Consider the following 26468-nt stretch of genomic DNA (forward strand, 5'->3'; position numbering starts at 1 on the left):
TATCAGGAGGGAAGAAGAGGGAGTTTTAAGGTATAAGAAGGAGAAAGTTGTTTTGATCGCTTAATTTCACGGGACTATCATACATAAATTATCAATTATTTCCCCCTACTCCCTACTCCCTACTCCCTATTCCCTCTTCTATTGAGACATCTAATGATTTAAGAACTTAACCAACTGCTCTAACTTCAACCAAGCGGCTCCACTTTGGAGAATATCTTTAGCTTTAGCAATACCTTCTGCATGAGCTTCTAGTGGTACAACACCTGCTACTTGTAGGGCAAGAGAACTATTGAGAGCAACTACATCTGTCTGTGCAGAAGTTCCCTTACCTTGGAGAACATTCTGTAAGATTTCAGCATTTTTTTCTACCTCCCCGCCCTGTAAAGCAGTTATAGGAGCCAAATTTAATCCTAAATCTTGGGGGTTGACAGTTGTCATTCGTACCTCACCATTGGATAAAATAGCCAGATCAGTAATATCACCTAAACCAGCTTCATCTAGTTTTTCTCTGCCGTGGAGAACGATCGCCGATCTTAACTCCAATATTCCTAAAGCTTGAGCTATGGTTTCTACTAAATGAGAATTAAACACTCCTATAACTTGACCTTGAGGACGTAAAGGGTTAACTAAAGGACCCAAAAGATTAAACACAGTTCGTACTTTTAAAGTGCGACGTAGAGGAACTACAGATTTCATTGCTGGATGCCAACCTGGTGCAAACAGAAAAGTTACTCCTACCTCAGATACTGCAGATATTACTTTTTCCGTGGGGGCGCTCAAACGTATTCCCAATGCTTCCAATACATCAGCAGAACCAACTTTACCAGAAGCAGAACGGTTTCCATGTTTAGCTACTGGCACTCCGGCCGCAGCTACCACAAAAGCAACAGCAGTAGAAATATTGAATGTTGAAGCTCCATCTCCACCAGTACCGCAAGTATCAATGACTGGATATTTGGAGTTGGTGATGGGAGTAGAGCGATCGCCATCTTCTTTTGTTAAGGATAAAGACTGTAATACTTTTGCCATACCTGCTAATTCTTCTGCAGATACACCTTTAGCTTGCAGGGCAGCTAAAATTGCTCCTGATAGAACAGGTGGAATTTCTTCTTGCAGCCATCCTTGCATTAAATTCGATGCTTGAGATGAAGATAAAGATTGGCCATCAAGTAACTGCTGTAATAAACTCGGCCATTCATTAGTAGAAGAGTTAATCATTGATATACCTTGTTGGTTTTGAGCAATAGAACCAGTCATATCTAAAAGTAAATATACATTTTTCCACTATCTAATTATCTTATGTTTATCTTGTATATGTATCTTTGAAAAGAATATTTTCCACAATCAAGCATAAGTCTACAAAAAAAAGTCAAAAGTCAAAGACATTTATTTTCAACTTTCTCTACAGTAATTTTATTTTTAAGATAATGGTCGCATATTTAAGCCAAAAAGTTATAAATATGTCAAGATATATAATAACTAAAAGGGTACATTAATTCAATAATAAACTTCTTCAGTAGGTAAAAATAGTTACATACAATTATCAATCTGGAACGGGAAATTTGAATGATTAATCTTCAGAAAAGCCAAGAGACATTACAGCAAATGGAAGATAAATATCACAGTATATTTGAGAATAAAGTTGTAGGAATTTACCAAACAACACTTGAAGGAACCTACATTAGTGCTAATGCTACACTAGCTCGCATCTATGGTTATGACTCTTCTACAGAAATGATTGCTGCATTGGCAGATATTAAAAATCAACTTTATGTAGATTCTCAGCGACGTGACGAATTTGTTGATATTTTACGAGAAAAAGGAGAAGTTTCCGAATTTGAATCCCAGATTTATCGCAGAGATGGTACAATAATTTGGATTGCTGAAAATGCCTGGGTAGTTCGTGATCGCCAGAAAAATTTTTTATATTATGAAGGATTTGTTGAAGATATTACCAGACGTAAACAGACAGAAGTTGCTTTGCAAGAAAACGAAGAAAGACAAAGATTATTAATAGAAAGTGTTCAAGATTATGCCTTATTTATGTTGGATGCTGACGGATATATAGTTAGCTGGAATTCTGGAGCAGAGCGTATTTATAAATATCAATCCGAGCAAGTTATTGGTAGACATTTATCGACTTTTTATACTCAAAAAGATATTAAAAATAACCTACCAGAGAAAGAATTAAAAATTGCTCAAGAACAAGGTAAATTTGTGAGAGAAAATATCTGTTTGAGGCAAGATAAAACGCAATTATGGACTAGTGTAATTACCACAGCTTTGTATGATAATAACGAACAATTACGGGGTTTTTCTCAAGTGACAAGAGATATTACTGAGAGTAAACAAGCTAGAGCTATCCAAACAGGATTAATTGCTACTATACAAGCTTCAGAAAAAAAGTTTCGCGATTTATATGAATCTACTCAAGATGCGGTTTTATTCATAAATGAACTAGGCTTTATTGATTGTAACTCTGCTGCCTTAAAATTATTTTGCTGTAGTAATAAATCAGATTTGTGTGGAAAACTCCCTTGGCAATTCAGCCCTCTAAAACAGCCTGGAAAAGAAAATTCAAGTACGAAATTTCAACGTTATTTAGAAATAGCATTACACAGAGGTATAAGTCGTTTTAATTGGCGATATAAACGTTTAGATGGTTCTGAATTTCCGGCAGAAGTTTTCTTAACTTCTATGAAGTTTGATGGTAGAGATGGTTGGCAAGCAGTAGTTTTAGATATTAGCAATCGGGTGTTAAAAGAAAAAACACTAAAGCAGGCAAATGAGGAGTTAGAAAAGCGGGTAGAAAAACGAACAATTGAACTACAGGAAGTAGTTGAGCGATTACAGAAAGAGATATCTGAACGTCAACAAGTAGAAGCAAAGTTACGATTATCGGAGGAAAAGTTCTCAAAAGCATTTCGTTGTAGTCCCAACCCGATCAGTATTACTACTTTTGAGAATGGGCGGTTTATCGAAGTAAATGATGGTTTTTTGAAGATAATGGGTTATTGCCGTGAAGAAATAATCGGTTTGACTGCACAAGAGTTGAAAATATGGGTATATCCAGAAGCAAGAACTGAATTTATACAGAACTTACAACAGCAAGGAGTTGTGAAAAATCAGGAATACGAGTTCAGAGTTAAATCTGGTGCAATTAGAGTATGGTTGTTGTCTGCAGAGATTATTGATATTGGTAATGAACTTTGTTTGTTAACAGTTATTACAGATATTACTGAACGCAAACATGCAGAAAAAGCTTTATATGAAAGTCAAAGAAAATTAGCTACTTTAGTGAGTAATTTGCCAGGCATGGCCTATCGTTTTTGCAACGATCTACATCGAAGTGTGGAATTTGTAAGTGAAGGTTGCTATTCATTAACTGGTTACCGAGTCAAAGATTTTTTTGGTTCACAGAAAATATTTTTATCACAATTAATTCATCAAGAAGATCGACAACGTTTATGGAATGCTATACGGTTTGCTGTACAGGAAAATAAGCATTATCAAGTAGTTTATCGAATTACTACTAAAACTGGAAAAATTAAATGGGTTTGGGAACAGGGAATAGGAGTATTTTCGGAGTCAGGAAAATTAATAGCTTTAGAAGGTTTTATTACAGATATTACTGAGAGTAAAAATGCAGAATCAGCACTAAAGCAATCTCGAAATGAGTTAAGACAACAAAAGCGAAAATTAGAAAATACTTTGCAAGAACTGAATGAAGCGGAGACGACTTTAACTAATAGTGAAAAGATGTCTAGCTTGGGTGAATTAATAGCAGGAATTGCTCACGAAATTAAGAATCCTATAACTTCTGTTTATGGAAATATAGTCCATTTGAATCATTATGTTCAAGACATGATGAATTTACTAAATCTTTATGAAGAATATTGTTCCGATCCACCAGATTACATTAAACAAGAATTTGAGGAGATAGATCTAGATTTTATGAGGCATGATTTGCCCAAGGTAATATCAGCAATGCAAATAGGGACAGAAAGAATTAGTGATATTGTGAGTTCTCTGCGTAATTTCTCTCGTAAAGATGACGTGAAAAAAACTCTGATGAGTTTTCATGATGGTATTAATGGTACTTTAGTAATTCTCCAAAATCGTTTTAAAGGGCGTGGAAAAAAACCTGAAATTAAAGTTCATAAGGAGTATGGAGAATTGCCTTTAGTAGAATGTTATGTTGGTATGATAAATCAGGTATTTATGAATTTAATTGGTAATGCTATTGATGCTTTAGAAGAGGCTTTTGAAAATGATAATTGCCAAGATAAAACTCCTACTATTAAAATTAAAACAGAAGCTATATCAGACAAAGTTATAGTGAAGATTATAGATAATGGTTTAGGTATGGATGAGGAAGTTAAGAAGCATTTATTTGAGCGATTTTTTACTACTAAACCGGCAGGGAAAGGTACTGGTTTAGGTTTGTCTATTAGTTATCAAATTATTGTGGAAAAACACAAGGGAAAGTTGAGTTGTATTTCTACCCCTGATGAGGGAGCAGAGTTTGTCATGGAAATTCCGATTACACAGCCAGTATAATGTTTTGGTCAAAAGTGAAGTAATTTTTGATGATATTATACAATTTTGAAAAAAAATTCTATAGTTATGCAAGATTTCAATGATTAAGTAATTATTAGGATTCAATAATGTTTTGAGCGATTATTAGCCAGTGATTGTATATTATTCAGCGTTGGTAATTGATGGGATGATTTATATTTTGGGGTAGCGCTCTGTAACCCACCTCAGTTAATCATTGGGGGATTGCCCCTACAAATTTCATCCTGTAATTTACCAACGCCGAAATACGGCGTTGGTAAATGAAGGTATGATGAGGAAAGAATGCGTGCGCTAAACAGTTAGAAGTTTTTGAGTGAATGGTACAGGAATATCTCTGAATTTAAGAAGCGTGAATTAATAATTTCACTCTCATCTCCCAGCATAATTTCAGACTTAGAGTAATATCATGTCCGGTTGAACAGTTATAAATAAACGACGAAGGAGTCAGGAGTCAGGATTCAGGATTCAGGAGGGAAGAAAGAAGAAGTAAAGAGAAACTTTTTTTTATAACTAATTATCCGGACATGATATAACCTACAAACCCATACCATTAACGTACATAGTTAGATATTCATGTTTTAGCTCATCTTTTGGAGCTTCTTTGTGTTTGATAACAGTCTAAAAACTGTCGAGAGACAATCAACACAGATGTAATTCTGTTTTCCTTTGTTTTTTCCATTTTTGTTAACGTGAGTTGATTGGCATTCAGGACATTGCATTCAAGTTCACCTATAAGGTTTTGGGAAACATTATACCCTAATTTACCAACGCCATTAATTATAATACTGTAGGTTGGGTTAAGCGATCGCGCAACCCAACAAAAATATATTGATGTGGGATTTTATTCCTGAGATTGATGCTGGGTTTATTCTACACATAAACTGCGCTAACATTCCTCATATTGATGTGAGATTGAATTCCTAAGATTGATGTTGCGTTTCCCAAGTTCAACCCAACCTACAAAGCTACTAAAATTCATCGAATTCTTCGCACAAATCTTGTAACTGCTGATGCTGTAATCTTCTCGAAGAACGGCGATACTTTTTACTAACTAACTTCGGTTCCAACTTTTGTTCGCCACCTGACTTTATTTTTGCCTTCCAGTTTGACTCAACATCAGGTTTTTGTTGCAAAGCTTCTTGATGCGCGATCGCCTCTTCTAAAAACATCAAATAATATTCATACCTATCCCAATGACCCCTGACTACACAGTTAGGTTCATCCCGATGCAAACAGTCACTAAATTGACAACTTCCTTCTTCTAAATACTGTCGCACTTCTGGAAACAAATACCCCAACTCCAAAGGTTCGCACTCTAACTGTGGTTGATTAAAACCAGGCGTATCTGCCAATAAACCCCCAGTCGGTAGCTCAAATAATTCAACGTGACGAGTAGTATGTCGTCCCCGTGACAACTTTCCTGATACTGCAGCTACTCTTAAATTAATATGAGGAATCAAATAGTTAATTAAACTTGACTTCCCAACTCCAGAAGGACCAGAAATTACAGTAATTTTATTTTTCAGTTTTTCCCACAGAGAAGGCGAACTATCTTTTGCTAACCCCAAACCTACATCTGTTTCCACACTAATAAAGAATGGATTGTAACCCCACTGAGAAATTTTATTGCGCCATTTCTTTATTTGCTCTGGTGTGACAAGATCGCACTTATTCAAACATAAACATACCTCTAAACCTGTTGACTCTGCCTTTACTAAAAATCTCGTTAAAGCAACAGGGTCTAAATCTGGTTCTGCCATAGCAAACACTAACATTACCTGGTTTGCATTAGCTACAGGAGGACGGTCTAGTTCTGTTGTTCTTGGCAAAACCTCAGCAACAGCTCCTCGTCCACCTGCCCAGTCAGGATCTTCTATCACCACGCGATCGCCGACCATTACTTTCTGGCCTATTTTCTTCAATCGCGATCTGCGGGTACACAGGAGTTGGGTAAAATTTTCTGTTGTTTTTTTTACCAAATCATTTTTTGTATCGAGCTTAACTTGGTAAAAATTTGCTTGGACTGCTACAACTGTCCCTACCAAATCCTTATTTGCTTCTAAGATATCACCCTCTTCTGAACAACTCATGCAACCGTTTCCGGACGACGTACCTTCAGGATAAAATATTCAGAGCGATCGCTTATTTCTTCTATTTGATAACCTTCTATCATCAAACTATCAGGTACTTGCTCTATTGGTTCTCCTTGGTCTAGCCAAACTTCCAAAATTTCTCCAGGCATCATTTTTTCTAGGTGTAGTTTTGTCTTGACAAAATTAATTGGACAGGGAGTACCTCGCAAATCTATTTGGGCATCTGGTATTTTTTGCTGCTGAATTTGAGGTTGATAATCCATAATTTAATATTGTCTCTCCAATATCTTAGTTTTTAATAGTATAGTTCCAATCAATTATTATCAGGAAAGACAGAGGGCAAGAGGCATAAGGGAATTCTGACCGAATAATTAAGGATTAAAGCCTCTCCTTTAAAGGAGAAACGAGAAAAAATTTTCCTTTGAGCCAATCCTCTTCTTTTCAAGGAGAGGTAATTGTTAATAATTAATAATTAATTATTAATTGTTGAATCCTGTCCTCTCTCTGCCCGTGACCTAAGGGAACAAGGGTATAAAACCCCAAGGTCTACACGGTGTCTACAATTGGTTGAGGTATAAAACCCTAACCAATTGTTCCTTCTGCCCTCTGCTATCTGCCTTCTGCCTTTGTTTATTCCCTTTCTTGATCATTTTTGGTGAAATAAGTTTCCTAAAAATCCTTCTATGCCACCTTTTCCAATACGATCGCCCTTAATACTTGCTAGTTTTTCCAGCAACTCACGTTCTTCAGGAGTAATTTTTGTGGGAATATCTATTACTATTGTAATGAGATGGTCACCACGGCTTACCGGATTACCCAATTTCGGTACTCCTTTATCTTCTAAAGTTAGAACAGTATTTGGTTGAGTACCTGCTGGAATTATTAATTCTGCTTTGCCATCAACTGTATTTATCTCCAAACTACAGCCCAAAATTGCTTGTAAATAACTAATTTTTATTTCAGATAGAATATTAATTCCATCTCTTCTAAACTCTGAGTCCTTTTTGACCCCCAAGAAGACATACAAGTCTCCAGGTGGTCCACCCATCTTACCTGCATCTCCTTCTTTAGATACTCGTAACTGAGTACCATTGTCTACCCCTCCTGGGATAGTAATTTTTATTTTTTTTGTAACCTCATTTTGCCCACGCCCACTACAGGTTTGGCACTTTTCTTCTATTGTTTGCCCAGTACCATTACACGAAGGACAAACTGAAACTTGAGTAAAACTTCCGAAAGGAGTCCTTGTTGCCCGGCGTACTTGACCAGTTCCTCCACAAGTAGAACAAGTTTTGGGTTTTGTGCCTGGTTTGGCACCCGAACCGTTGCAAGTTTCACAAACCTCTAAATGTTTGATTGTTAGTTCTTTATCTCCACCAAATACAGCTTCGTGAAAATCCAGATTCAGGTCTATGCGTAGGTCATCACCTCTAACTGGACCTGTACGCCTACGCCCTTGTGTCCCCATTCCTCCAGAAAATCCACTGAAAAAGCTTTCAAATATATCAGCGAAACTGTCTGAAAAATCTGTGGAGAAACCTTGCGCTCCTGCTCCTGATACTCCTGCTTCCCCAAAGCGGTCGTAACGAGCTTTTATTTCTGGGTCTGAGAGAACTTCGTAAGCACGATTTATTTCTTTAAAGCGTTCTTCTGCTCCTGGCTCTTTGTTCACGTCTGGGTGGTACTTACGAGCCAAGCGACGGTAAGCACGCTTTAGTTCCTCTTTATCTGCTGTACGAGAAACACCTAGAATTTCATAATAATCGCTGGCCATAGAGCTGATTGCCTAGAATTTAGTGTTAATATGTGTATTTTTTAAATTTTATCTTTTAATTACCCAACAGATACATCAAGCTCGGCAATTCCCACCAAAAGTCGGGAAAACCGTTCATAGCAACGTGACGGCAGAACCATCAGCGTAGGAAGTATCTCGCAATGCTTTGAGAACAATTCCCAAAGCGCCATTCCCATCTTTCGGTATTGAGTGGTCGCAATGCTAACATTTAAAATGCTTTGAGCCTCCTAAATTTTGATGAAGACTACCGCCCGATCGTACAAGTTTTGGAAGTATATTCCTCAGTTACATCTATATACGGTTGCCCCTCGTTTTCAAGCCTGGAACTTAAGAGTTTGTTTTAAACAACAATATGCCCAATTTAGCATTTGGCGGACTTACGCAGGAGGAAAGGTTTGCGTTTTTTATCTCTTGACTTGGCAACTTTATGGGATGACTCAAGAGTTGGGAGAAAGATGACGCGATACTTGTATGTGTTCATCTTAATATTATTAGACTATTTACCTGAAATTGCCAGGGATTCTAAAATCTAGTCAATACAACCTTACAGCTAGAGTTAGCTGCAAGTACTACATTATTATCTTATATTATTATATCAAAAATTTCATCCGCATTCTCATCAAACTCCAACTAAGTTCCCAATTTAACGGCCACCTTATTATTATGGAGCAGGACTTTTTGCGACTGAAGATTAAAAATATCGAGTGATCGTGTTATCTGACCTTAAATTTACCAATATCATATTTATCCCTACTCTAACACTTTAACATAGACTTTTTTGTTAATAAAAATCTTACTCCAGTTAATCACCACATTATTTTTATTAGTGACTGATTTAATACCCCACTGTCAACTATGCTTTACCCATTCACATCTTTCTTAACATTTATTTTTCAAAGAGCAGGGAGAAGGATTTATTAATTTACTAATATCATAGATAGTGCTAAAAGTCAAGCTACCTACTCTCCTCAAATATCAAAACCACTAACCAATAGAGCTTTCAAGATTGTAAAAAATTATGTTGGTGATGGTAAGCCGTCAACGGGGGTGCTTAAAATTACTTAGGGCGATCGGACACCAAGTTGCCGTTAGTTGACTATCCATAAGCAATTAGACCTTCTTTCTTCTTCCTTCTTCCTTCTTCAATGCTATAGGAATGGATTTTTTCCAAATTCACTCTCAGGTTCTTCAGTTGATTTTTCAACCTTAACTGAAGTTGCCTCCTTTTTAGTAAGATTACTATCAATTGGTGTATTAGTTTCTTCTTCTAAAGTTTCTTTTTCTGAGGTTTCTTCTTCTGTAATTTCTGAATCTATAGGAAGCTGAGTAATCTTCCCTTTTTCTGGTGAATCTATCTTTTCACCCCCACTTTGGTCGTATAAAGTTTCACCCAAAGCAAAAAGCTTTTTCCTGAATTCTTCAATGTGCTGATTTAACTGGTCATAATTATTTTCAGTTCTTGAGTTAATGAGAACTTGCTTGAAATGTTCATAGCTTTCTTCAAGTTCTGTTGCTAACTGTTCATCAATAAAATCACCATGTTCTTTGATAGTTGCTTCGTAATTGTATAGAAGAGTATCTGCTTGATTTCTCAATTCTGCTAATTTTTGTTGTTGAATATCCTGTTCTGCATAAATTTCTGCTTCTTGTTGCATTCGTTGAATTTCTGCTTCATTCAAACCACCTGTATTACTAATTTCAATACTTTGTTCTCTACCCGTGCCCAAATCTAAAGCCTTAACTTTCAGAATTCCATTAGCATCAATATCAAAGTTAACTTCTATTTGAGGCACCCCTCTAGGAGCTGGAGGAATTCCTTTCAGTAAAAACTTACCTAGACTTTTATTATCTTTCACCATTGCCCGCTCACCTTGAAGGACATGAATTTCTACAGAAGTTTGTCCATCCACGGCAGTAGAATACATCTGAGAGCGACTGGTAGGAATTGTAGTATTCCTTTCTATTACCTTGGTATATATTCCCCCTAAAGTTTCTAACCCCAGGGATAAAGGAATCACATCTAATAGCAAAAGTTCTTTAACTTCACCACCTAAAATACCAGCTTGAATTGCTGCTCCCGATGCCACAGCTTCATCGGGATTCACGGAAGTATCAGGAGTTTTAATGTTAAAATAATTACTTATTACTGCTTGAACTACTGGTATTCTAGTAGACCCTCCCACAAGAATAATTTTATCTATATTTTCTGGTGTCATACCAGCATCTTTAAGAGCTTGTGCCACTGGTTTAACCGTGCTTTTAGTAAGACTTTGTACTAATTTTTCAAATTTAGCACGAGTTAATTGGGTCTCTAAATGTTTTGGCCCTGTTTCGTCAGCAGTGATAAATGGTAAATTTATATTGGTAATCTTGGCAGAAGATAGTTCGATTTTAGCCTTTTCTGCTGCCTCTCGCAGTCTTTGTAGCGCCATTTTATCTGCCGATAAGTCAGTACCTTCCCGGTCTCTAAACTCCTCTACCAACCAACGGACTAAATAATTATCAAAATCATCTCCTCCTAGATGGTTATTACCGGAGGTTGCCTTAACTTCAAATACACCATCTCCTAACTGTAAAATCGAAACATCAAAAGTCCCACCACCAAGGTCGAATACTAAAATAGTCTGGTCTTGGTCTTGCTTATCTAAGCCATAAGATAAAGAAGCAGCAGTTGGTTCATTGATAATTCGCAGCACTTCCAGACCAGCAATTGTTCCTGCATCTTTAGTTGCTTGTCTTTGTGCATCTGTAAAGTAAGCGGGTACTGTGATTACTGCTTGAGTAACAGATTCTCCTAAATATTTTTCAGCATCCTGCTTCATTTTTTGCAGAATCATCGCTGAAATTTCTTGAGGTGTATAATTCTTACCTCTTATCTGGACATTTACAGTATTATCTTTACCCTTAACACAGGTATATGGAACTCGGGAACGTTCTTCTTCTGTATCGTCCCATCTTCTCCCAATAAACCTTTTGATACTGTAAACTGTATTTACTGCATTGTTTACTGATTGTCTCTTTGCTAGTTGGCCAATTAAGCGTTCGTTCCCTTTCGCAAATCCCACAATACTTGGTGTTGTACGCCCACCTTCTGAGTTGGAAATTACAATTGGTTTGCCCCCTTCTAAGACGGCCACACAACTATTAGTTGTCCCTAAATCAATGCCAATGACTTTTCCCATAGTGCTTCGGCGTTCTTAAATAGTCAAAAATATTTTGAGTTTTTTTAGTAAAGTTGTATTCAGAACAAATCAAGTAATCTCGGTAAGATTTTAGATTGAAATTTTTACACTTGTATTTTCTTTTAGCTAATTTTGAATAGTGTGAATACAACTTACTAAGTGTGGTGATTAAACAAAAATATGGAAGTGTTTTAACATATCCAGGGGTTGAAACACCCTGGATTTTGTGGTTAGGCTACCGCATAGAGGGATAAACCCGCTTATGGTTGAAACCTGTCAACAGACTCCTAGACTCCTCGGCATAGATCAAAATCTAGCTGTGAGGTTACTTTTTTTTTTAGCTTTGAGAGTGGTTTTACTCAAAATGCTGGAGCAATAAATCGCTGCTTTAGCTGCCTTCTTACTTTTCGGTGTCAAATGCGGAGCTAACAGCTTTGCTAGGAAATATCATTCCCGTCTCCTATCTACCGGAGTTTAACTCCAAACAGCTAAAGGTCATGGCGACAAACCTTATTCTTAATCGCATTCAACAATTATACCAGACGTTGAAACCGGGATTTCTCCAGCGTGTAGTTATTCTACCAGGGGATAAATCTTCTGGGAACTTTCGGACTGCCATTTTTTACCTTTAACCTTCTGGATCAGTTTGAGTTTCTTCTGTAGATTCTACAGGTTCTGGAGCTGTGGCTACTTTTACCATGGCGTGTCGGAGGACACGATCTCCGAGAGTATATCCCCGCACTAACTCTTCTGTCACAGTTCCTTCTGGATATTCTGTTGTTGCTTCTCGCATTACTGCCTCATGTAGATTTGGGTCAAACTCTTGATCTTGTGGACGCATAGGAGAAACTCCCAGTCGTTTGAGAGTATCTACCATTTGCTTATAGACAGTCTGATAGCTCTTGTGGATATTCATTTCTCCATCATTAGCTGGTTTAATTTGAGAACGAGCACGGTCAAAATTGTCAATTACTGGTAATAATTCGATGATTGTCGAGCACTTGACTTGTACATCCAGTTCTTCTTTTTCTTTTTGTGTACGTTTACGGAAGTTCTCAAAGTCTGCGGCTAGTCTTTTGTATTGAATATCTTTCTCTTCTAGCTGAACTTTGGTAGTTTCTACCTGAGTTTGCAGAGATTCATTTGCCTCTTTTAAAAGAACTATATTCTGTGACATTTGCTCGAAGCTCTGTTGATTTATAGAACCATTATCTTCAGATACTTCCTCAATATTTTCAAGTTTTTGAGATGAGTCTAATTCTGCGTTTGCCTCAACCACTTCCATATTTTCATGTATTTCTTGATTTGTTGTTTCTGCTGATGGTATCTCTCCTACCATTTAATTTTCTCCTGGATACTGACGGTTGTTACTGCTTTTAATTTTGCTTTTTTCCTCTGATTTATTCAGAATAAAAAGCACTATGGAAACACTGATTTTTAACTGCGCTATATGATTATTACCACCTTTAAACTTATTAGTTATCAGGTTTTTAGCGCCAAGCTTATAAGCTTAATATTAGCAAATATTAGCAATTATAGTAGTTTATAGAAATTATAGGGTACTTGATTTTTTAGCAAAATACCTAACCAATTTCTTTGCTAAAAATTTGCTAATATTACTAATTAAGTCTATGTCACAAATAAAATTATGGTTATTACTAGGAAAAAACTTAGTTATACTAAAGACAAAGACTCTTTTACAGATTTTAAACTAGAAAAGGTTAAGGTTGTTGGACTGGTCAACCATTAACATTAGTTTATTATGTAATAGTTAGGATATTCTTTAAAATTAACATAGATTGCAATACTATCTCAGTCACTCTGAAGTAGTTCCTGAGACCTCAACAATAAATAATAGGCTTTCCTAGTTCTATGGCCTGATGTTTTTCGTAAACATTGTGTCCCTGGAGATTTCTTGACTCTAGTTTCAGATTATACCGAATTATTTCATATTAACCAAGACATTTTTCTGGTCGATATTTTTACTGGCTATAGCTGATTGTAGCTGCTATATCAAACAAAAGAGAAAGTATTTCTATGCTATGTGAATTAAATTGCTAGGGTTTTTACAGTAACATGGTAATTACTGGCCTTAATTCTAATTTAGGAGTTTTGTATAATTGTAGACTATCCCTAGATTAACTTAACTAAAGCTATTCAAATACTCACAGACACAATATTAAACCAGGAAACAGGAAATACTTAATCAGTAAACTAAGTTAACGACTTGTTAAGCTGGTGTAAATTTCATCAAAAACTTAGGGAATACTTAGATTCAGGAGAATTTAATTTATCAGTCATGGCCCAAACCTCTTCACGGAATTCACGCACCGCTATAGTTGCCCTTAGCAATCTTTCTCCTTTTGGGAATAAACTGGTTCAAGCAGGCTATGTCAACATTGAACAATTCCAAAAATGTCAAGTTGAAAGCCGTAAAACCGGTAAATCTTTGACAGATCTGCTCCAAGCTCTAACAGGACAAGCTTTACCTCCAGAATTACTGAGGCATTACAAAAAGCAGCAGCTATTTGAACTAATGATTTTCTATGGTGTAGCTGCCTTTGACCCAGAAATAACTCAAATTCCACCACAACAAGTATGTTATCTCATTGACACAGTAATTCCGATAGAAACTTGTCGTCGTAACCGAATTATACCACTATTTAGCCACGAAACTCATTTGGCAAATCAGTTAGTCCAAGCTGGCAAAATAGATAAAAACCAAATGTTAAAAGTTTTGACTCAAAGAATTGGTTCACAAGGTACATTCGTTGAGGAATTAGAGAAGTTTGCTGGAGATTCACTGCCGTCAAATTTGCTGAATGAACATGAAAAACAGCAACCCTTTGTGATGGTAGCAATGGCCGATCCTGATAACCTCCAAGCTTTAGATGAACTGAAAAATAAAATTCTCAGACATCGTGGATTAACTTTACAGCGTCTGGTCATTACTCCAGAAGATTATCAACACCTAATTAACTACTACTTAGACGAGCAAACGAAAAAGGACGCTGTTGCTGCGAAAAAGGCAGAAGAAAAAGAGTTAGAGCTGGAGTCAGGATTTTTTGAGACTCAGCAATTAGAAGAAGCTGAAGATGAGAATGCGGTAGAGGACATAGCACAAAGCATCTCTGAAGCTGAAGATGCTCCTGTGATTAAGGCTGTTAATGTAATTTTAGTGAAAGCTCTGACTGAGGGAGTATCAGATATTCATGTGGAACCCCAAGAGGAATTTATCAGAATTCGGATGCGTAAAGATGGGGTATTGCAAGAATATTTTCGGTTTCCGAAAAAAGTTATCCCAGCTATTACTTCCCGCTTCAAAATTATTGCTAACTTAGACATTGCTGAACGACGGCAAGCTCAAGATGGTCGTATTCGTAAAGTATTTAAGGGACGTACTATTGACTTTAGGGTAAATAGTTTACCTAGTCGCTATGGTGAAAAGATTGTTTTACGGATTTTGGACAGCTCTAGTACCCAACTAGGGTTGGATAAGTTAATTACAGACCAGGATACTTTGGCTTTAGTGAGGGAAACTGCTAGTCGTCCATTTGGATTAATTCTGGTGACGGGGCCAACAGGTTCTGGTAAGTCTACTTCTCTATATTCTGTCTTGGCAGAACGAAACGATCCGGGTATTAATATAAGTACTGCAGAAGACCCCATTGAATATGCTTTACCTGGGATTACTCAGTGTCAAGTGATTCGAGAAAAAGACTTAACTTTTGCTAATATCCTCCGGGCATTTCTACGACAAGACCCTGATGTCCTACTGGTGGGTGAAACACGGGATAAGGAAACAGCAAAAACGGCTATTGAGGCGGCATTAACTGGACACTTAGTTTTAACAACCCTACATACTAATGATGCAGCAGGGGCGATCGCTCGACTTGATGAGATGGGAGTTGAATCTTTTATGGTCTCTGCTGCTTTGTTGGGTGTTTTGGCACAACGTCTAATGCGTAGGGTTTGTAGTGAATGTCGAATTCCCTATACTCCTGAACCAAAGGAGTTGACTCGCTATGGTTTAGTTCCTTCTCAGGAGCAGGATTATACTTTCTACAGAGCAAATACTATACCAGTTGAAGACCGCAGGGTATTGGCAGAAAGGGACGAACTTTGTAAAAAATGTGGTGGTCTAGGTTACAAAGGTCGTGTAGGTGTTTATGAATTTATGAAGTCTACAGAGCGACTACAAACTCTAATTACTCAAAGAGCACCTACAGAGCAAATTAAGGAAGTAGCAGTTGAAGAAGGAATGACTACTTTATTGCAGTATAGCTTGGATTTGGTCCGACAAGGTTATACCACTTTTGAAGAGGTGGAGCGGGTAACATTTACTGACTCTGGTCTGGAGGCAGAAATGAAACGCCAAGCTAAACAGAATCTAGTTTGTAAGTCTTGTAATGCTGAATTAGAGGCAGAATGGCGATATTGTCCATATTGTATGACACCCCGCTTTGAGTAGTTGAGGAGTAATTAACTTTTTAAGTATAGCAAATGCAACGTTTTTCGGGAGATTGAAATTATGTCTTTTATGATTGAAGATGTGTTGGAGTCCCTTGTAGAGCAGGGCGGTTCAGATATACATATCCAAGCTCGCGCTCCTATTTTTTTTAGAATTACTGGCCAACTTACGCCTCAGCCACAGTTTGGAGAAAATCTTGACCCACTGGAAGTGCAAAATCTGATTTTCCAAATGCTCAACAATATGCAGCGTAAGCATTTGGAGCAAAATTGGGAACTTGACAGTGCTTATGGTGTTAAGGGGTTGGCTCGTTTCCGTTTAAATGTTTATCGGGAGAGAGGTAGTTGGGCAGCTTGTATGCGTGCTTTGGCTTCTCAAATTCCTAATATTGATAAGCTTGGATTCCCGATGATTTTACGGGAGATGACTGAGCGACCAAGGGGACTTTTTCTAGTGACAGGGCCGACTGGATCTGGAAAAACAACTACTATGGCGGCTTTGCTAGATTTGATTAACCGTACCCGTTCTGAACATATTCTCACTGTTGAAGACCCTATAGAATATGTTTTTCCTAACGTTAAGAGTTTGTTTCATCAACGGCAAAAGGGAGAAGATACAAAAAGTTTTTCTAATGCTCTGAAAGGGGCACTTCGTCAAGACCCGGATATTATTCTGGTGGGAGAAATGCGAGACCTGGAAACTATTGCTTTGGCTAGTACCGCAGCAGAAACAGGTCACTTGGTATTTGGGACTTTACACACTAATTCTGCTTCTAGTACGGTAGACCGGATGTTAGATGTTTTTCCTCCAGAACAACAACCTCAAATTAGGTCGCAGTTGGCTAATTCTATTGTTTGTATTTGTAGTCAAAACTTGGTGAAAAAAGTTGGTGGGGGTCTCTGTGTTGCTCAGGAAATTTTGATTAATACTCCGGCGATCGCTAACTTAATTCGGGAATCTAAAAATGCTCAACTTTATTCTCAAATTCAGATGGGTAAAAAGTTGGGTATGCAGACTATGGAAATGTCTCTTGCCGATTTATATAAAGAAGGAAAGGCTACTTGGGCTAATGTGATGGCTAAAGCGGTAAAGCCAGATGAGTTAGAAGCTTTGATTGGTCCAGAACCTAAAGTGAAGGGAGAAAAAACTAAGGCTCGTCGTTAGATATTATTGGGCGATCAGTTGTCGGTAGTAGAGGAGTCAGGAGTATTAGAAGAACTTCATACAATCTTCCTTTCTCCATTCTACTGAGCAAAGTACTTTTGACAATCGTATGAAAAACAAACTTCTTGAGAGGTGGTAGGTGATAGTTAACGAAGTCAGAAGTCAGAAGTTGTTTTTGTAACGGGGATTTGAGTAAGCCTCCGAAAACATTTCGCCTTAAAAGGCAGGGTTGCGCGACCCAATTATTTTGATCAAAGAGGTTTTTTCGCTTAAGGTCTGATTTGGAAACAGAGTAAAGCTAATGATAATTAAAAACTTTTTCAAAAGCAATTTAAAATCACGCCACCTAAGCAAATAGTTGTTTGTTAAAGATTAAAAAAATGAGGAAAATAAACTATGACTAGCAATTTAGCCAGGAAAAAATCTAAAGGTGGATTAGAGGAACAATTAAAAGCATTTGAAGAAAAATTAAACGTCGCCCTTGCTACGATTACTGTTAAGGACTTAGCTGTTTTTGCACGTCAGTTTGCTGCGATGTTTAATGCAGGTGTGCCGATGGTCAGGTGTCTTAAAGTATTACAAGAACAAAGCTCTAATTATAAGATTAAATATGCTCTAAAAATGATTAGTGCAGAAGTGGAAGAAGGTACTGAATTGTCAGAAGCAATGAGGAAACATCCTGCTTGTTTTGATGAATTATTTCTGAGTATGGTGGCTGCTGGAGAGGTGGGTGGTGTCCTTGATGAAGTGCTTGAGCGTTTGGCAGTAATGTTGGAGAAAAATGCTAAGACTTTGAGTGAAATTAAGTCTGCTATGTCTTATCCAAAAACTGTTATGTTTATTGCTTTGGCAGTATTTTTTGGTATGACGACTTTTCTATTACCAACCTTTGCCAAAATTTTTGAAGAAATTGGTACTGAGTTGCCTGCTTTTACTGTTTTTATGTTAGGTATTAGTGCTTTTTGTAGAACTTGGCCTCCTATTCCTCAAGTAACGGCAATAGGCACAATTATTTTTATTTACGTTGTTTATACAATGGTTTATAAAACAGAGCAAGGTAGGCTATTTTTTGACAAAATATTTCTGAAACTTCCTATTTTTGGAGATATTATTGAGAAGTCGGCAGTGGCTCGCTTTTGTATGATTTTTGGTACTTTGACTCGCTCCGGTGTACCAATGTTGAAGTCTCTAGAAATTGTGAGAAATGTGGCAGGAAATGCGGCGATCGCTGAGTCTGTTGAGTATGCAAGGCAAGAAATTCAAAGTGGGGGAATGATTAGTTTAGCTCTGCAAGAAAAGAAAGTTTTTCCTTCTTTAGCAGTGCAAATGATGGCTATTGGAGAGGAAACTGGTGAGTTGGATGCGATGTTGATGAAGGTGGGTGCTTTTTATGAACAAGAAGTTGAAGAAGCCGTAAAATCTTTGACAAGTATGTTGGAACCTTTAATGATTGTTGTTATTGGTGCGATGGTTGGTGCGATTTTGCTTTCTATGTATTTACCTATGTTTAAGGTATTTGAAGATTTGTAGAGTGAATTGAAGAAGGAAGAAGGAAGAAGGAAGAAGAAAGGACCGAAGTTGGAAAAAACTTACGTTGTCTGAGTTTTAAACTTTTGAACTTCTGCACCCTTTCCTTCGACTACTATAACAACTTGTATTCCCTACTCCTATCCTAATTTTATAGATAAACTAGCTCTATTTTAAATAGTAGAAAAATTATAAGTTATATCATGTCTGTTGGTATCATTTGTGTAAAAGTTAGCGTGAATATCTACAGGGAATTTAAGTTTTTTTCTTGCTCTTTCTTAAGCTTTTTTTGCCTGTTCCCTGTTCCCTACCTTTGCTATACAATAGACATAGGCGTGATCATCAAAAATCAAATCAATTATCACACAGAAATTATCAATTATCTTCCCCTACTCCCTACTCCCTCTTTTCTGGAGAGGTCTAATACGGATGCTACCGGACATTATATTAAATATAAGAAAATATTAAAATTATTATGGTTATAAAAAAATCAGATTACGAAGCATTACTAGCAGAATATAGTAATTCACAAGCAACAATTGCACTACTTAAACAACATAGACCATACTTAGAAATGCTTCCCAGTATGCGTCGTCCAGAAGATAGTTTAATTGTGATTCCTCTACCTATTATTCGGTTAAGAAAACAGGGTGATGAGTCAGGAAAAACTGTTCCTTTGCCTTGCGATTTAGGAATTTTTATGTGTGACCCTGAGTGGAAGGTTAAGACAGGAGTAGAAATTTTTATTTTTATTTATAGACCTCAAGAAGACTTTTCCGATCTACTTAGTCGTTGGCGACAAACTCAGATTTTATTAAATAAGGAATATGAATGGGAAATGCCTCAAGGTTATAAACATATCTATTCTCAAGAAGCGGAAGAAGTTTATCCTTTATTTGTTTTATTTTCAGAGACTCCAGAAAGGATTAAAAGAGGATTGAATGGGGCAGCTTTACCTTTTGTTGTACAGCCTACTTTTGACTCGATAGAAATGGAAGTTGAGGAGTCGAATATTGAGATACAGACAATGTTATCTCAGATGGATGATGGGATTAATGATGGTTAAGAAAAACGGCGTTGCACAGTGATGAATGATTTTATATTTTTGATTAATAGGACTTTGGATTTGATAATTACTAGAATGACTAATTAATGGTTTTTTTTAGTCAAAGTCTAAACTAATTTTTGGTAGTATCATTCCATAATGTGCAACCTCAGAAAAACAGATGCTAAATTAAGGATTATTGTTTAATAATTTACCCACTGACATATAATAATATGAGTATTTGATTAGAGTTTAATTATGGCAAAAATTGGAGAAAACCAAAAGACTTTAAACTTAGCTCACATGATTAATCCTGTGATTGTACCTGAATCTTCCGATTTATTTGTGGCACAACCAATAACTTTTCAGACTATGAAAAATGCTCAAGCTCAGGCACAAGGAAAAGTTAATGTGACTTTATATTCAGCTCAGTATCCTGAAGATGAATCTATAGTTCCTGATGGTTTTGTTAAAACTCCAAATTTGGAAACTTCTGTGCTGGATGTGGGAAAATTTGCAGTTCCTAGAAAACTGCCATTAATTAAGGATATATTAGACAGACTGTATGAAGCTTCTCCAAATGCAGATTATTTAATTTATACAAATGTAGATATTGCTTTACAACCTCATTTTTATACAGACGTAGCTAAATTTATTGAACAAGGATATGATTCTTTTGCGATTAATCGACGGACTATATCTGATTCATATAAAAGTGTCGCAGATATACCTTTAATGTATGCTGAAAAAGGGCAGCCTCATCCTGGTCACGATTGTTTTGTTTTTAAGAGAAGTTTATATCCTAAGTTCAATTTAGGTTTGGTTTGTATTGGTACTATCTGGATTGGTAAATGTTTTTATATAAACTGTTTATTAAATTCAGATAAGTTTGCTCAGTTTAAAGATTTATATCTTACTTTTCATGTGGGGGAAGACGGAAATTGGAAGAAAAATAAGAAGAAATTTCAAGATTATACTTTGCATAATTCTCAGGAAATGATCAAGATAATGAAGAAATATGAAAAAATTCAGCAGCTTCCTTACGCTCCCTTTTTTGAACAAAATTTGGCAATAGTTAAGCGGCTAGAACAAGAGCAAAAGTGGTATGGCTTTATCATCAGAAGGCAGCGATTGGTTAAAAATTGGTTAACATCTTTACTAAATAATGGAAAGCGTTAAATTCACAATATTTATTGGTAATTAAAAATGTTTATATTTGGGAAATACCTGAATTTTTATGGGTATTTTAATAGTTGAGTTTCTGTTATAACCCACATTCCGTACCACAAAATTCTGATTGCTAAATGCTAATGGCTGAATGCTTACTTAAACGCAAATAGTCAACTATGAACACAATAACAAAACAAAGATTAACTTTTGACCAATTTATAGAGAATTATCCTGATGATGGTAAGTTTTATGAATTGGTGAATGGAGAAATTGTGGAAATGAGGGCGACAAGAAACCATGATGATGTGGCAGACTTTATCGCTGATTCTTTTAAGGAAGAAATTAAACGTCTGAATCTAAATTATGTGGTGAAAAATACGGCAGTAATTAAAACTTTAACTGTAGATAAAATTGAACAAGGAAGAAAACCTGATGTAAGTGTAATTAATCGGGATGTTTGGCGTGCTAACCGTGCTACTTATGCTGCTTTAGACGAACCAATTCAATTAGCTGTAGAAGTAGTTTCTACTAATTGGGAAGATGATTATGTTGATAAATTTGAGGAATATCAAAGTTTGGGAATTTTAGAGTATTGGATTGTTTATTATTTAGCTATTGGTGGGAGAAAATATTTGGGAAAGCCGAAATTTCCGAGTGTATTTGTTTATATTTTAAATCAAGAAAGTCAATATAACATGACTCAGTTTAGAAGTAATGAAAAAATTGTGCCTTTGACTTTTCCAGAATTGTCTTTAACAGCAGAAGAAATTTTAAATGCTTAGTAAGCATTCAGCCGTCAGCTATCAGCTATCAGCTATTGCTTCTTTTTAGTTCTAGATAAAGGCTTTACTAATTGAGTGAGAATTAAATTTTACTATAAAAGCTGGCTTTAAAGTCTATATATTAAAATCTCCTCATAAGAATGGAAGGCTTTGGAGACCAAAACCCTACATTTTACAGAATAGTTTGAAGACTAAACCCCCCTACTAAATTTATTTAGAAGTAAATAATTTAAAGTAAGTATAAACTAAAAATTCTTTGATAGGAATTGCTACAAAAGTTAAAGGATTAATTGTGACAATAATTGTTCTAACATCTGCTTTTGCGAATTTTACTATCTGTTTTGCCACCCAATCCGCAGACATAATTCCAATGGGATTAAGATTACTTTTAAACGGACCTAATATTAATTTCCGAATGACACAGGGAGCATCTAATTTTCGTAAAGTAACTAAATCTCCAAGAGTTCTTTTTGTGAGTTCATATAGAGGACTAAATGCGGGAGAAACTTCTGCTTCTGATGTGTTAACCCAGACTTCCTTACAAGCAATATCAGAATTTGTTCTTACAGTTTTGATGAATATTTCTAACATTCGCCAACTAGAAAAAGTATTAATTTCGTAAGATTTAGCGATTGCTTCTGCTGTCTTTTCTCCATGTACATTAATGCCATGATTTAAGACTAAAATATCTACTTTTTCAAATAAATCTACTAAATTATTTTCTTGACTTATTTGCCAATTTATGGTATCAATTTCTAAGTCTTTACCATCTATATTCAAGGTAATAGTTTGATTCCCAGAAGTAAGGGCAATGACTTTTGCACCTGCTTTGTGAAGGTGTTGGAGGAGCGATCGCCCCAAACTGCCAGAAGCACCTGTAACAGCAATAGTTTTACCTTTGAGAGAAAGAGCTGTACCCATAAGTTTATCTACCAGACTCAGAGTACCGCAAAAATAAGCATTTTGATTATCGAAGTGGTGTCGCCAATGATAAGAACGGTTAACAAACCAATAAGTGGGAGGCTCTGAGAATGCACCAGGAAGATGATTGAGGTCTGTAAGTTGGTCAGCATGAGGAATACCAATACCACGAGCGATCGCCGGAAGCAAGAAACTTAAAGTATAAACAGAACCTGCTAAAGTAGCCCAATGATAAGAAGGTATCCAAACAAAAGTTAGTGCCCAGAGTAACAGACTAAAAGTCAACATTACCAGAGATTCTGGGACATCGTGATACCAAGTAGCTTTTTGATAAACCTCTGTACTGACAGGAGTCAAGTCTGGGCGGAAAACACGATGATGCCAACCGTGCCATTTATACAAAGGAGACCAAATATGAGAAACCACATGATAAGTATCTCGCACCAGTTCCACAAATAATATAGAACCCAGGACCCAACAAATGTTGGCTATCCAAGGGTTGACCAGATAAAACTCCATAAACCTCACTATCAAATATGTTATATAAATATACTTTAAATTAACATTAGAAGTATTGCTTTTCTGATAGGAAGTCTTAAAGTTATATCATGTCCGGTTGAATACTTATAAAAAGCGACGGAGGATTCAGGAGTCAGGAGTCAGAAGTCAGCAGAGAAGGAAGAATGAAGAATTTTTTTTCATAAAAAAAGCACTACGTCTTTTGGTTAAAACAATAATTTAGTTATAAGGGAACAGGGAACAGGGAGAAATAATTGATAATTTTTTGATTTTTGATTATCACGCCTATGTCTATTTAGCCGGACATAATACTATAGGAGTCTAAGGAAAGAGGACGGACAGATCAAAAGCTGAAAACTCAGACAAGGTAAAATTTTTCCCTCTTCCTTCTTCCCTCTTCCCTCTTCCTTCTTCCTTCTGCTATACTATTTTCCTTTATTAGCAAAATAAGTATCAAAAATAGCTTTAGCAATTGGTGTCGCACCTACCGAACCGTAACCACCCTCCTCAACTGCAATTGCTACAGCGATTTCAGGATTATAAGCAGGTGCAAACCCAATATACATCGCATTATCTGCCTGCCCAGGAAGTTCCACCGTGCCAGTCTTTCCTCCAGATAATGGAATAGTACCATCATTCAAACTCCGACCAGTACCCTTCCTCACCACATCAATTAATCCTTCGCGCACTGTATTAATAGTTGAAGGTTTTAGACCAGTTTTAATTGATTTAGTAGCTGCAGTGCCAGTTTGAGATGCCAATAAATGAGGCTTTACTCGATACCCACCATTAGCGATCGTGCTGACCATCACTGATGATTCTAAAGGAGTTACCAACACCAAACCTTGACCTATACCCATAGTCACAATATCAGCAATATGCCAAGGTTCTCCATAAATCTCTTCTTTTTCTTTAGGAGTGGGAATTTGACCATGATTACCATCTATCCCCAATAGTTTTAAGTCAATACTGCCACCAATACCTAACTCTCGCCCCCACTTAGAAATTACTTCCGGGCCAATATTCACAGCCATTTGATAGAAAAATGTATTGCTACTGTAAGCTAAAGCATCCCTAAAACCAATTAACCCATAACCTCCACTATGTTCGTTAAAAGTGATGCCACCAATAGTGACAGCATTATAAGTTCTCACTCTAGAGTTAGGAGAATACTTACCAGACTGGAGTGCTGCAACAGAAGCAACTGTTTTGAAAGTACTTCCTGGCGGATAACCCTGGAGCGCACGATTAAAAAAGGGCTTACTTGCACCTTGCAGACGTTGCCATTCTGAGGTTGTCATCTTACCAGTAAATAGACTAGGGTCAAATGTAGGTCTGCTTGCCATTGCTAAGATTTCCCCTGTTTTGGGATTGATGGCAACTGCCACACCCCGACGGTTTCCTAGTGCTTTTTCTGCTGCTTTTTGAATATCGATATCTAAGGTTAATTTGACTGATTTGCCTGATGTCGGATTTTTGGCTCCCAGTTCCTGGATTTTGTTACCTTTAGCGTCAACTTCAATCAAACGATTACCCCAAACTCCCTCCAATGTAGAGTTTGCGGAACTTTCTATCCCCATTTTACCAACAATCATTCCCATTGGGTATTTGGGGTTAGATATCAATTCTTCTTTGGTTGCTTCGCCAGTATATCCAATCAGATGAGCTGCTAAACTGCCATTAGGATAGTAGCGAATATTTTCAGTACGCACTTCTAGTCCTCGTGTTTCACCAGTTTTTTCTGCTAATGCTATGAAGGTAGTGGGATCGAGATTAGAAAAGATTCTAACTCCTAGGGGTGAATCATAGCCAACTTCTTCTAATTTGTTGATAATATCGCTAGCGGAAATGTCTAAAATTGAACTTAATTCGGTTGCAAGTTCTGACCACTCTGCAGCTGAGTATTCTTGAGGCCACAAATATACGGAGCGAGACAGCTTGTTACCCGCTAAGATTTTACCTTTGCGGTCATAAATTGTACCACGACTCGCTGCCACTGGAACTAGACGAATGCGGTTGTTTTCTGCACGTTCCCGGTTATACTTTCCCTGAACTAATTGTAGTTGTACTACACGATAAGCATTGATGCCAATTAAGCTAGTGATCAGTAGCATCATTGTGAATGCTTGCACCAAGCGACTACGTTTCGATACAATTTGTTGCCCAGCACTTCTGGCAAGGTGAGGAGATTTAGAATATAAACCAATATCTTGAGTCATTATAATTGCATAAGTGTTTCATCTTGTTGATTTTTCTTTACACCCTGCTTTTTGTCCGGAATATTAACCACTTTTAGTAGTAGATGTAGTAGTAGATGTACCTTTAAAAAATTGTGATTAATTATTTGTTCAATTATATCTTTTCGGGTTATAGTTAATTGTATATTTCACTACATTTTACCATGAGTTAAAAATGAATAGTTATAGCAGTAGCCATTACTACATTTGACATATCAAAAGCTTAAAACTCAGACAACGCAACATTTTCCTTACTTATTTCTTCCTTCTGCTATACAAAAAAGTTAGAGGAAACACAGCAGAAGGAATCAAAGATATTTTTACTCTGCTAAAGAGTTGAGAGTAACTATGGCTCTTGGAGGAGAAAGCAATATGAGATTTGGATAGCATTAGTATTAGGCTTTGTTGCATGAAAGTTGCGATTCGCTCCGCGATCCGTTCCGGAATCACAAATTACTCCCACAAGAGGGGGAGACTAGATGTCTACTTGATAACTTTCGAGTTTACCATTATGTATCATGGGGTTAAGTATAGTGCATTGAATGAATAACTCCACCGCTTGGTTGTTAAATAATCCTCTTCTCAACTTTCCTCCAAATAGAGCTTTGAGTCTAAACATTGTAGTTTCTGAAGCGAGAACGCCTGTGCTAGCCACTTTCACCTTTCCACTTCTTTCGCCCACAGATACCAATGCGTCTAAGGTTTTTATCTCTAGGATGGGGAGTACCTCTACAGTTGCCATGCTGCCAAATCACCGCATTTTTTCGTGGCGGAATGGCTTTGTTGCACAAAAGATGATGTTTAGGGTAAAAATAAAGAAGTCAAGATGGTACACGAAACTACACTCAGCAGATATGAGTAAGAGTAAGTCTAAATCCAACTCCAAGTCCTTGTATCGACTCAAAAACTGGTCTGAGTATGATGCCTCCTTAAAGCAGCGAGGGAGTCTCACTTTTTGGCTGACTCCAGAGGCCATGGAGCAGT

At 36.9% G+C, this 26468-nt stretch carries 17 protein-coding genes and 1 pseudogene; 8 read left to right on the top strand and 10 right to left on the bottom strand.

All coding sequences use genetic code 11. The annotated features are described in order from the left end of the window. Positions 1-150 precede the first annotated feature (150 nt). Entirely contained in the window at positions 151-1218 is a 1068-nt protein-coding gene (trpD, locus tag F6K27_RS08495) for an anthranilate phosphoribosyltransferase (protein ID WP_287275310.1), read from the bottom strand. 348 nt (positions 1219-1566) lie between these two features. Between trpD and F6K27_RS08500 the strand changes: the two genes are divergently transcribed. After that, entirely contained in the window at positions 1567-4560 is a 2994-nt protein-coding gene (locus tag F6K27_RS08500) for a PAS domain S-box protein (protein WP_287275277.1), read from the top strand. 558 nt (positions 4561-5118) lie between these two features. On the opposite strand, the pseudogene F6K27_RS08505 reads toward F6K27_RS08500, so the two are convergent. The 4 genes and pseudogenes from F6K27_RS08505 to dnaJ form a co-directional block, all read right to left on the bottom strand. Then, positions 5119-5297 (bottom strand): annotated as a pseudogene (locus tag F6K27_RS08505) (IS1 family transposase); the annotation flags it as partial. Positions 5298-5546: 249 nt separating this feature from the next. Further along, complete coding sequence (rsgA, locus tag F6K27_RS08510; protein ID WP_287275279.1) at positions 5547-6668, bottom strand: small ribosomal subunit biogenesis GTPase RsgA; 1122 nt, start codon at positions 6666-6668, stop codon at positions 5547-5549. Continuing rightward, positions 6665-6934 carry a sulfurtransferase TusA family protein gene (locus F6K27_RS08515; protein WP_287275281.1) on the bottom strand — a complete coding sequence of 90 codons (270 nt, stop codon included), beginning with the start codon at positions 6932-6934 and terminating at the stop codon, positions 6665-6667. The genes rsgA and F6K27_RS08515 overlap by 4 nt, the downstream gene beginning before the upstream one ends. A 383-nt stretch (positions 6935-7317) precedes the next feature. Continuing rightward, on the bottom strand, positions 7318-8445 hold the full coding sequence (gene dnaJ / locus F6K27_RS08520) for a molecular chaperone DnaJ (protein WP_287275283.1): 1128 nt from the start codon (positions 8443-8445) through the stop codon (positions 7318-7320). A gap of 258 nt (positions 8446-8703) precedes the next feature. Between dnaJ and F6K27_RS08525 the strand changes: the two genes are divergently transcribed. Further along, a complete protein-coding gene (locus F6K27_RS08525) occupies positions 8704-8925 on the top strand; it encodes a hypothetical protein (RefSeq protein WP_287275285.1) in 222 nt (73 codons plus the stop codon). Positions 8926-9614: 689 nt separating this feature from the next. Here the strand turns inward: F6K27_RS08525 and dnaK are convergent. Both dnaK and grpE read right to left on the bottom strand, forming a co-directional pair. Then, entirely contained in the window at positions 9615-11648 is a 2034-nt protein-coding gene (gene dnaK / locus F6K27_RS08530; protein WP_287275286.1) for a molecular chaperone DnaK, read from the bottom strand. Positions 11649-12276: 628 nt separating this feature from the next. After that, positions 12277-12987, bottom strand: a complete 711-nt coding sequence (grpE, locus tag F6K27_RS08535; RefSeq protein ID WP_287275288.1) for a nucleotide exchange factor GrpE — start codon at positions 12985-12987, stop codon at positions 12277-12279. A 960-nt stretch (positions 12988-13947) separates the two neighbouring features. On the opposite strand from grpE, the gene F6K27_RS08540 reads away from it, so the two are divergent. The 6 genes from F6K27_RS08540 (at position 13948) to F6K27_RS08565 (ending at position 21807) form a co-directional block, all read left to right on the top strand. Then, a complete protein-coding gene (locus tag F6K27_RS08540; RefSeq protein WP_287275289.1) occupies positions 13948-16119 on the top strand; it encodes a GspE/PulE family protein in 2172 nt (723 codons plus the stop codon). Between the two features lie 60 nt (positions 16120-16179). Continuing rightward, positions 16180-17283, top strand: coding sequence for a type IV pilus twitching motility protein PilT (locus tag F6K27_RS08545; protein WP_287275290.1), 1104 nt, complete (start codon positions 16180-16182; stop codon positions 17281-17283). Between the two features lie 396 nt (positions 17284-17679). Then, a complete protein-coding gene (locus F6K27_RS08550) occupies positions 17680-18813 on the top strand; it encodes a type II secretion system F family protein (protein WP_287275292.1) in 1134 nt (377 codons plus the stop codon). Between the two features lie 472 nt (positions 18814-19285). Beyond that, entirely contained in the window at positions 19286-19876 is a 591-nt protein-coding gene (locus tag F6K27_RS08555) for a hypothetical protein (protein WP_287275294.1), read from the top strand. A gap of 237 nt (positions 19877-20113) precedes the next feature. Beyond that, on the top strand, positions 20114-21034 hold the full coding sequence (locus F6K27_RS08560) for a hypothetical protein (RefSeq protein WP_287275296.1): 921 nt from the start codon (positions 20114-20116) through the stop codon (positions 21032-21034). A gap of 167 nt (positions 21035-21201) precedes the next feature. Further along, positions 21202-21807: a Uma2 family endonuclease gene (locus F6K27_RS08565; protein ID WP_287275298.1), complete on the top strand. Its 606-nt coding sequence runs from the start codon at positions 21202-21204 to the stop codon at positions 21805-21807. Between the two features lie 210 nt (positions 21808-22017). Here F6K27_RS08565 and F6K27_RS08570 read toward each other — a convergent pair whose 3' ends face one another. From F6K27_RS08570 to F6K27_RS08580, 3 genes are all read right to left on the bottom strand, one after another. Continuing rightward, positions 22018-23247: a bifunctional sterol desaturase/short chain dehydrogenase gene (locus tag F6K27_RS08570; RefSeq protein ID WP_287275300.1), complete on the bottom strand. Its 1230-nt coding sequence runs from the start codon at positions 23245-23247 to the stop codon at positions 22018-22020. A gap of 425 nt (positions 23248-23672) precedes the next feature. Next, on the bottom strand, positions 23673-25466 hold the full coding sequence (gene mrdA / locus F6K27_RS08575; RefSeq protein ID WP_287275302.1) for a penicillin-binding protein 2: 1794 nt from the start codon (positions 25464-25466) through the stop codon (positions 23673-23675). A 493-nt stretch (positions 25467-25959) separates the two neighbouring features. Beyond that, positions 25960-26226, bottom strand: a complete 267-nt coding sequence (locus F6K27_RS08580; RefSeq protein WP_375339671.1) for a hypothetical protein — start codon at positions 26224-26226, stop codon at positions 25960-25962. Positions 26227-26468: the final 242 nt, after the last annotated feature.

Origin of the sequence: Okeania sp. SIO2F5, from assembly GCF_010692685.1 — a bacterium.
In the GTDB taxonomy this organism is placed as follows: Bacteria; Cyanobacteriota; Cyanobacteriia; order Cyanobacteriales; family Microcoleaceae; genus Okeania; species Okeania hirsuta.

Coding starts and splice junctions, on each gene's coding strand:
- trpD (WP_287275310.1), bottom strand. CDS start 1,218: ATGATTAACTCTTCTACTAATGAATGGCCGAGTTTATTACAGCAGTTA.
- F6K27_RS08500 (WP_287275277.1), top strand. CDS start 1,567: ATGATTAATCTTCAGAAAAGCCAAGAGACATTACAGCAAATGGAAGAT.
- rsgA (WP_287275279.1), bottom strand. CDS start 6,668: ATGAGTTGTTCAGAAGAGGGTGATATCTTAGAAGCAAATAAGGATTTG.
- F6K27_RS08515 (WP_287275281.1), bottom strand. CDS start 6,934: ATGGATTATCAACCTCAAATTCAGCAGCAAAAAATACCAGATGCCCAA.
- dnaJ (WP_287275283.1), bottom strand. CDS start 8,445: ATGGCCAGCGATTATTATGAAATTCTAGGTGTTTCTCGTACAGCAGAT.
- F6K27_RS08525 (WP_287275285.1), top strand. CDS start 8,704: ATGAAGACTACCGCCCGATCGTACAAGTTTTGGAAGTATATTCCTCAG.
- dnaK (WP_287275286.1), bottom strand. CDS start 11,648: ATGGGAAAAGTCATTGGCATTGATTTAGGGACAACTAATAGTTGTGTG.
- grpE (WP_287275288.1), bottom strand. CDS start 12,987: ATGGTAGGAGAGATACCATCAGCAGAAACAACAAATCAAGAAATACAT.
- F6K27_RS08540 (WP_287275289.1), top strand. CDS start 13,948: ATGGCCCAAACCTCTTCACGGAATTCACGCACCGCTATAGTTGCCCTT.
- F6K27_RS08545 (WP_287275290.1), top strand. CDS start 16,180: ATGTCTTTTATGATTGAAGATGTGTTGGAGTCCCTTGTAGAGCAGGGC.
- F6K27_RS08550 (WP_287275292.1), top strand. CDS start 17,680: ATGACTAGCAATTTAGCCAGGAAAAAATCTAAAGGTGGATTAGAGGAA.
- F6K27_RS08555 (WP_287275294.1), top strand. CDS start 19,286: ATGGTTATAAAAAAATCAGATTACGAAGCATTACTAGCAGAATATAGT.
- F6K27_RS08560 (WP_287275296.1), top strand. CDS start 20,114: ATGGCAAAAATTGGAGAAAACCAAAAGACTTTAAACTTAGCTCACATG.
- F6K27_RS08565 (WP_287275298.1), top strand. CDS start 21,202: ATGAACACAATAACAAAACAAAGATTAACTTTTGACCAATTTATAGAG.
- F6K27_RS08570 (WP_287275300.1), bottom strand. CDS start 23,247: ATGGAGTTTTATCTGGTCAACCCTTGGATAGCCAACATTTGTTGGGTC.
- mrdA (WP_287275302.1), bottom strand. CDS start 25,466: ATGACTCAAGATATTGGTTTATATTCTAAATCTCCTCACCTTGCCAGA.
- F6K27_RS08580 (WP_375339671.1), bottom strand. CDS start 26,226: ATGGCAACTGTAGAGGTACTCCCCATCCTAGAGATAAAAACCTTAGAC.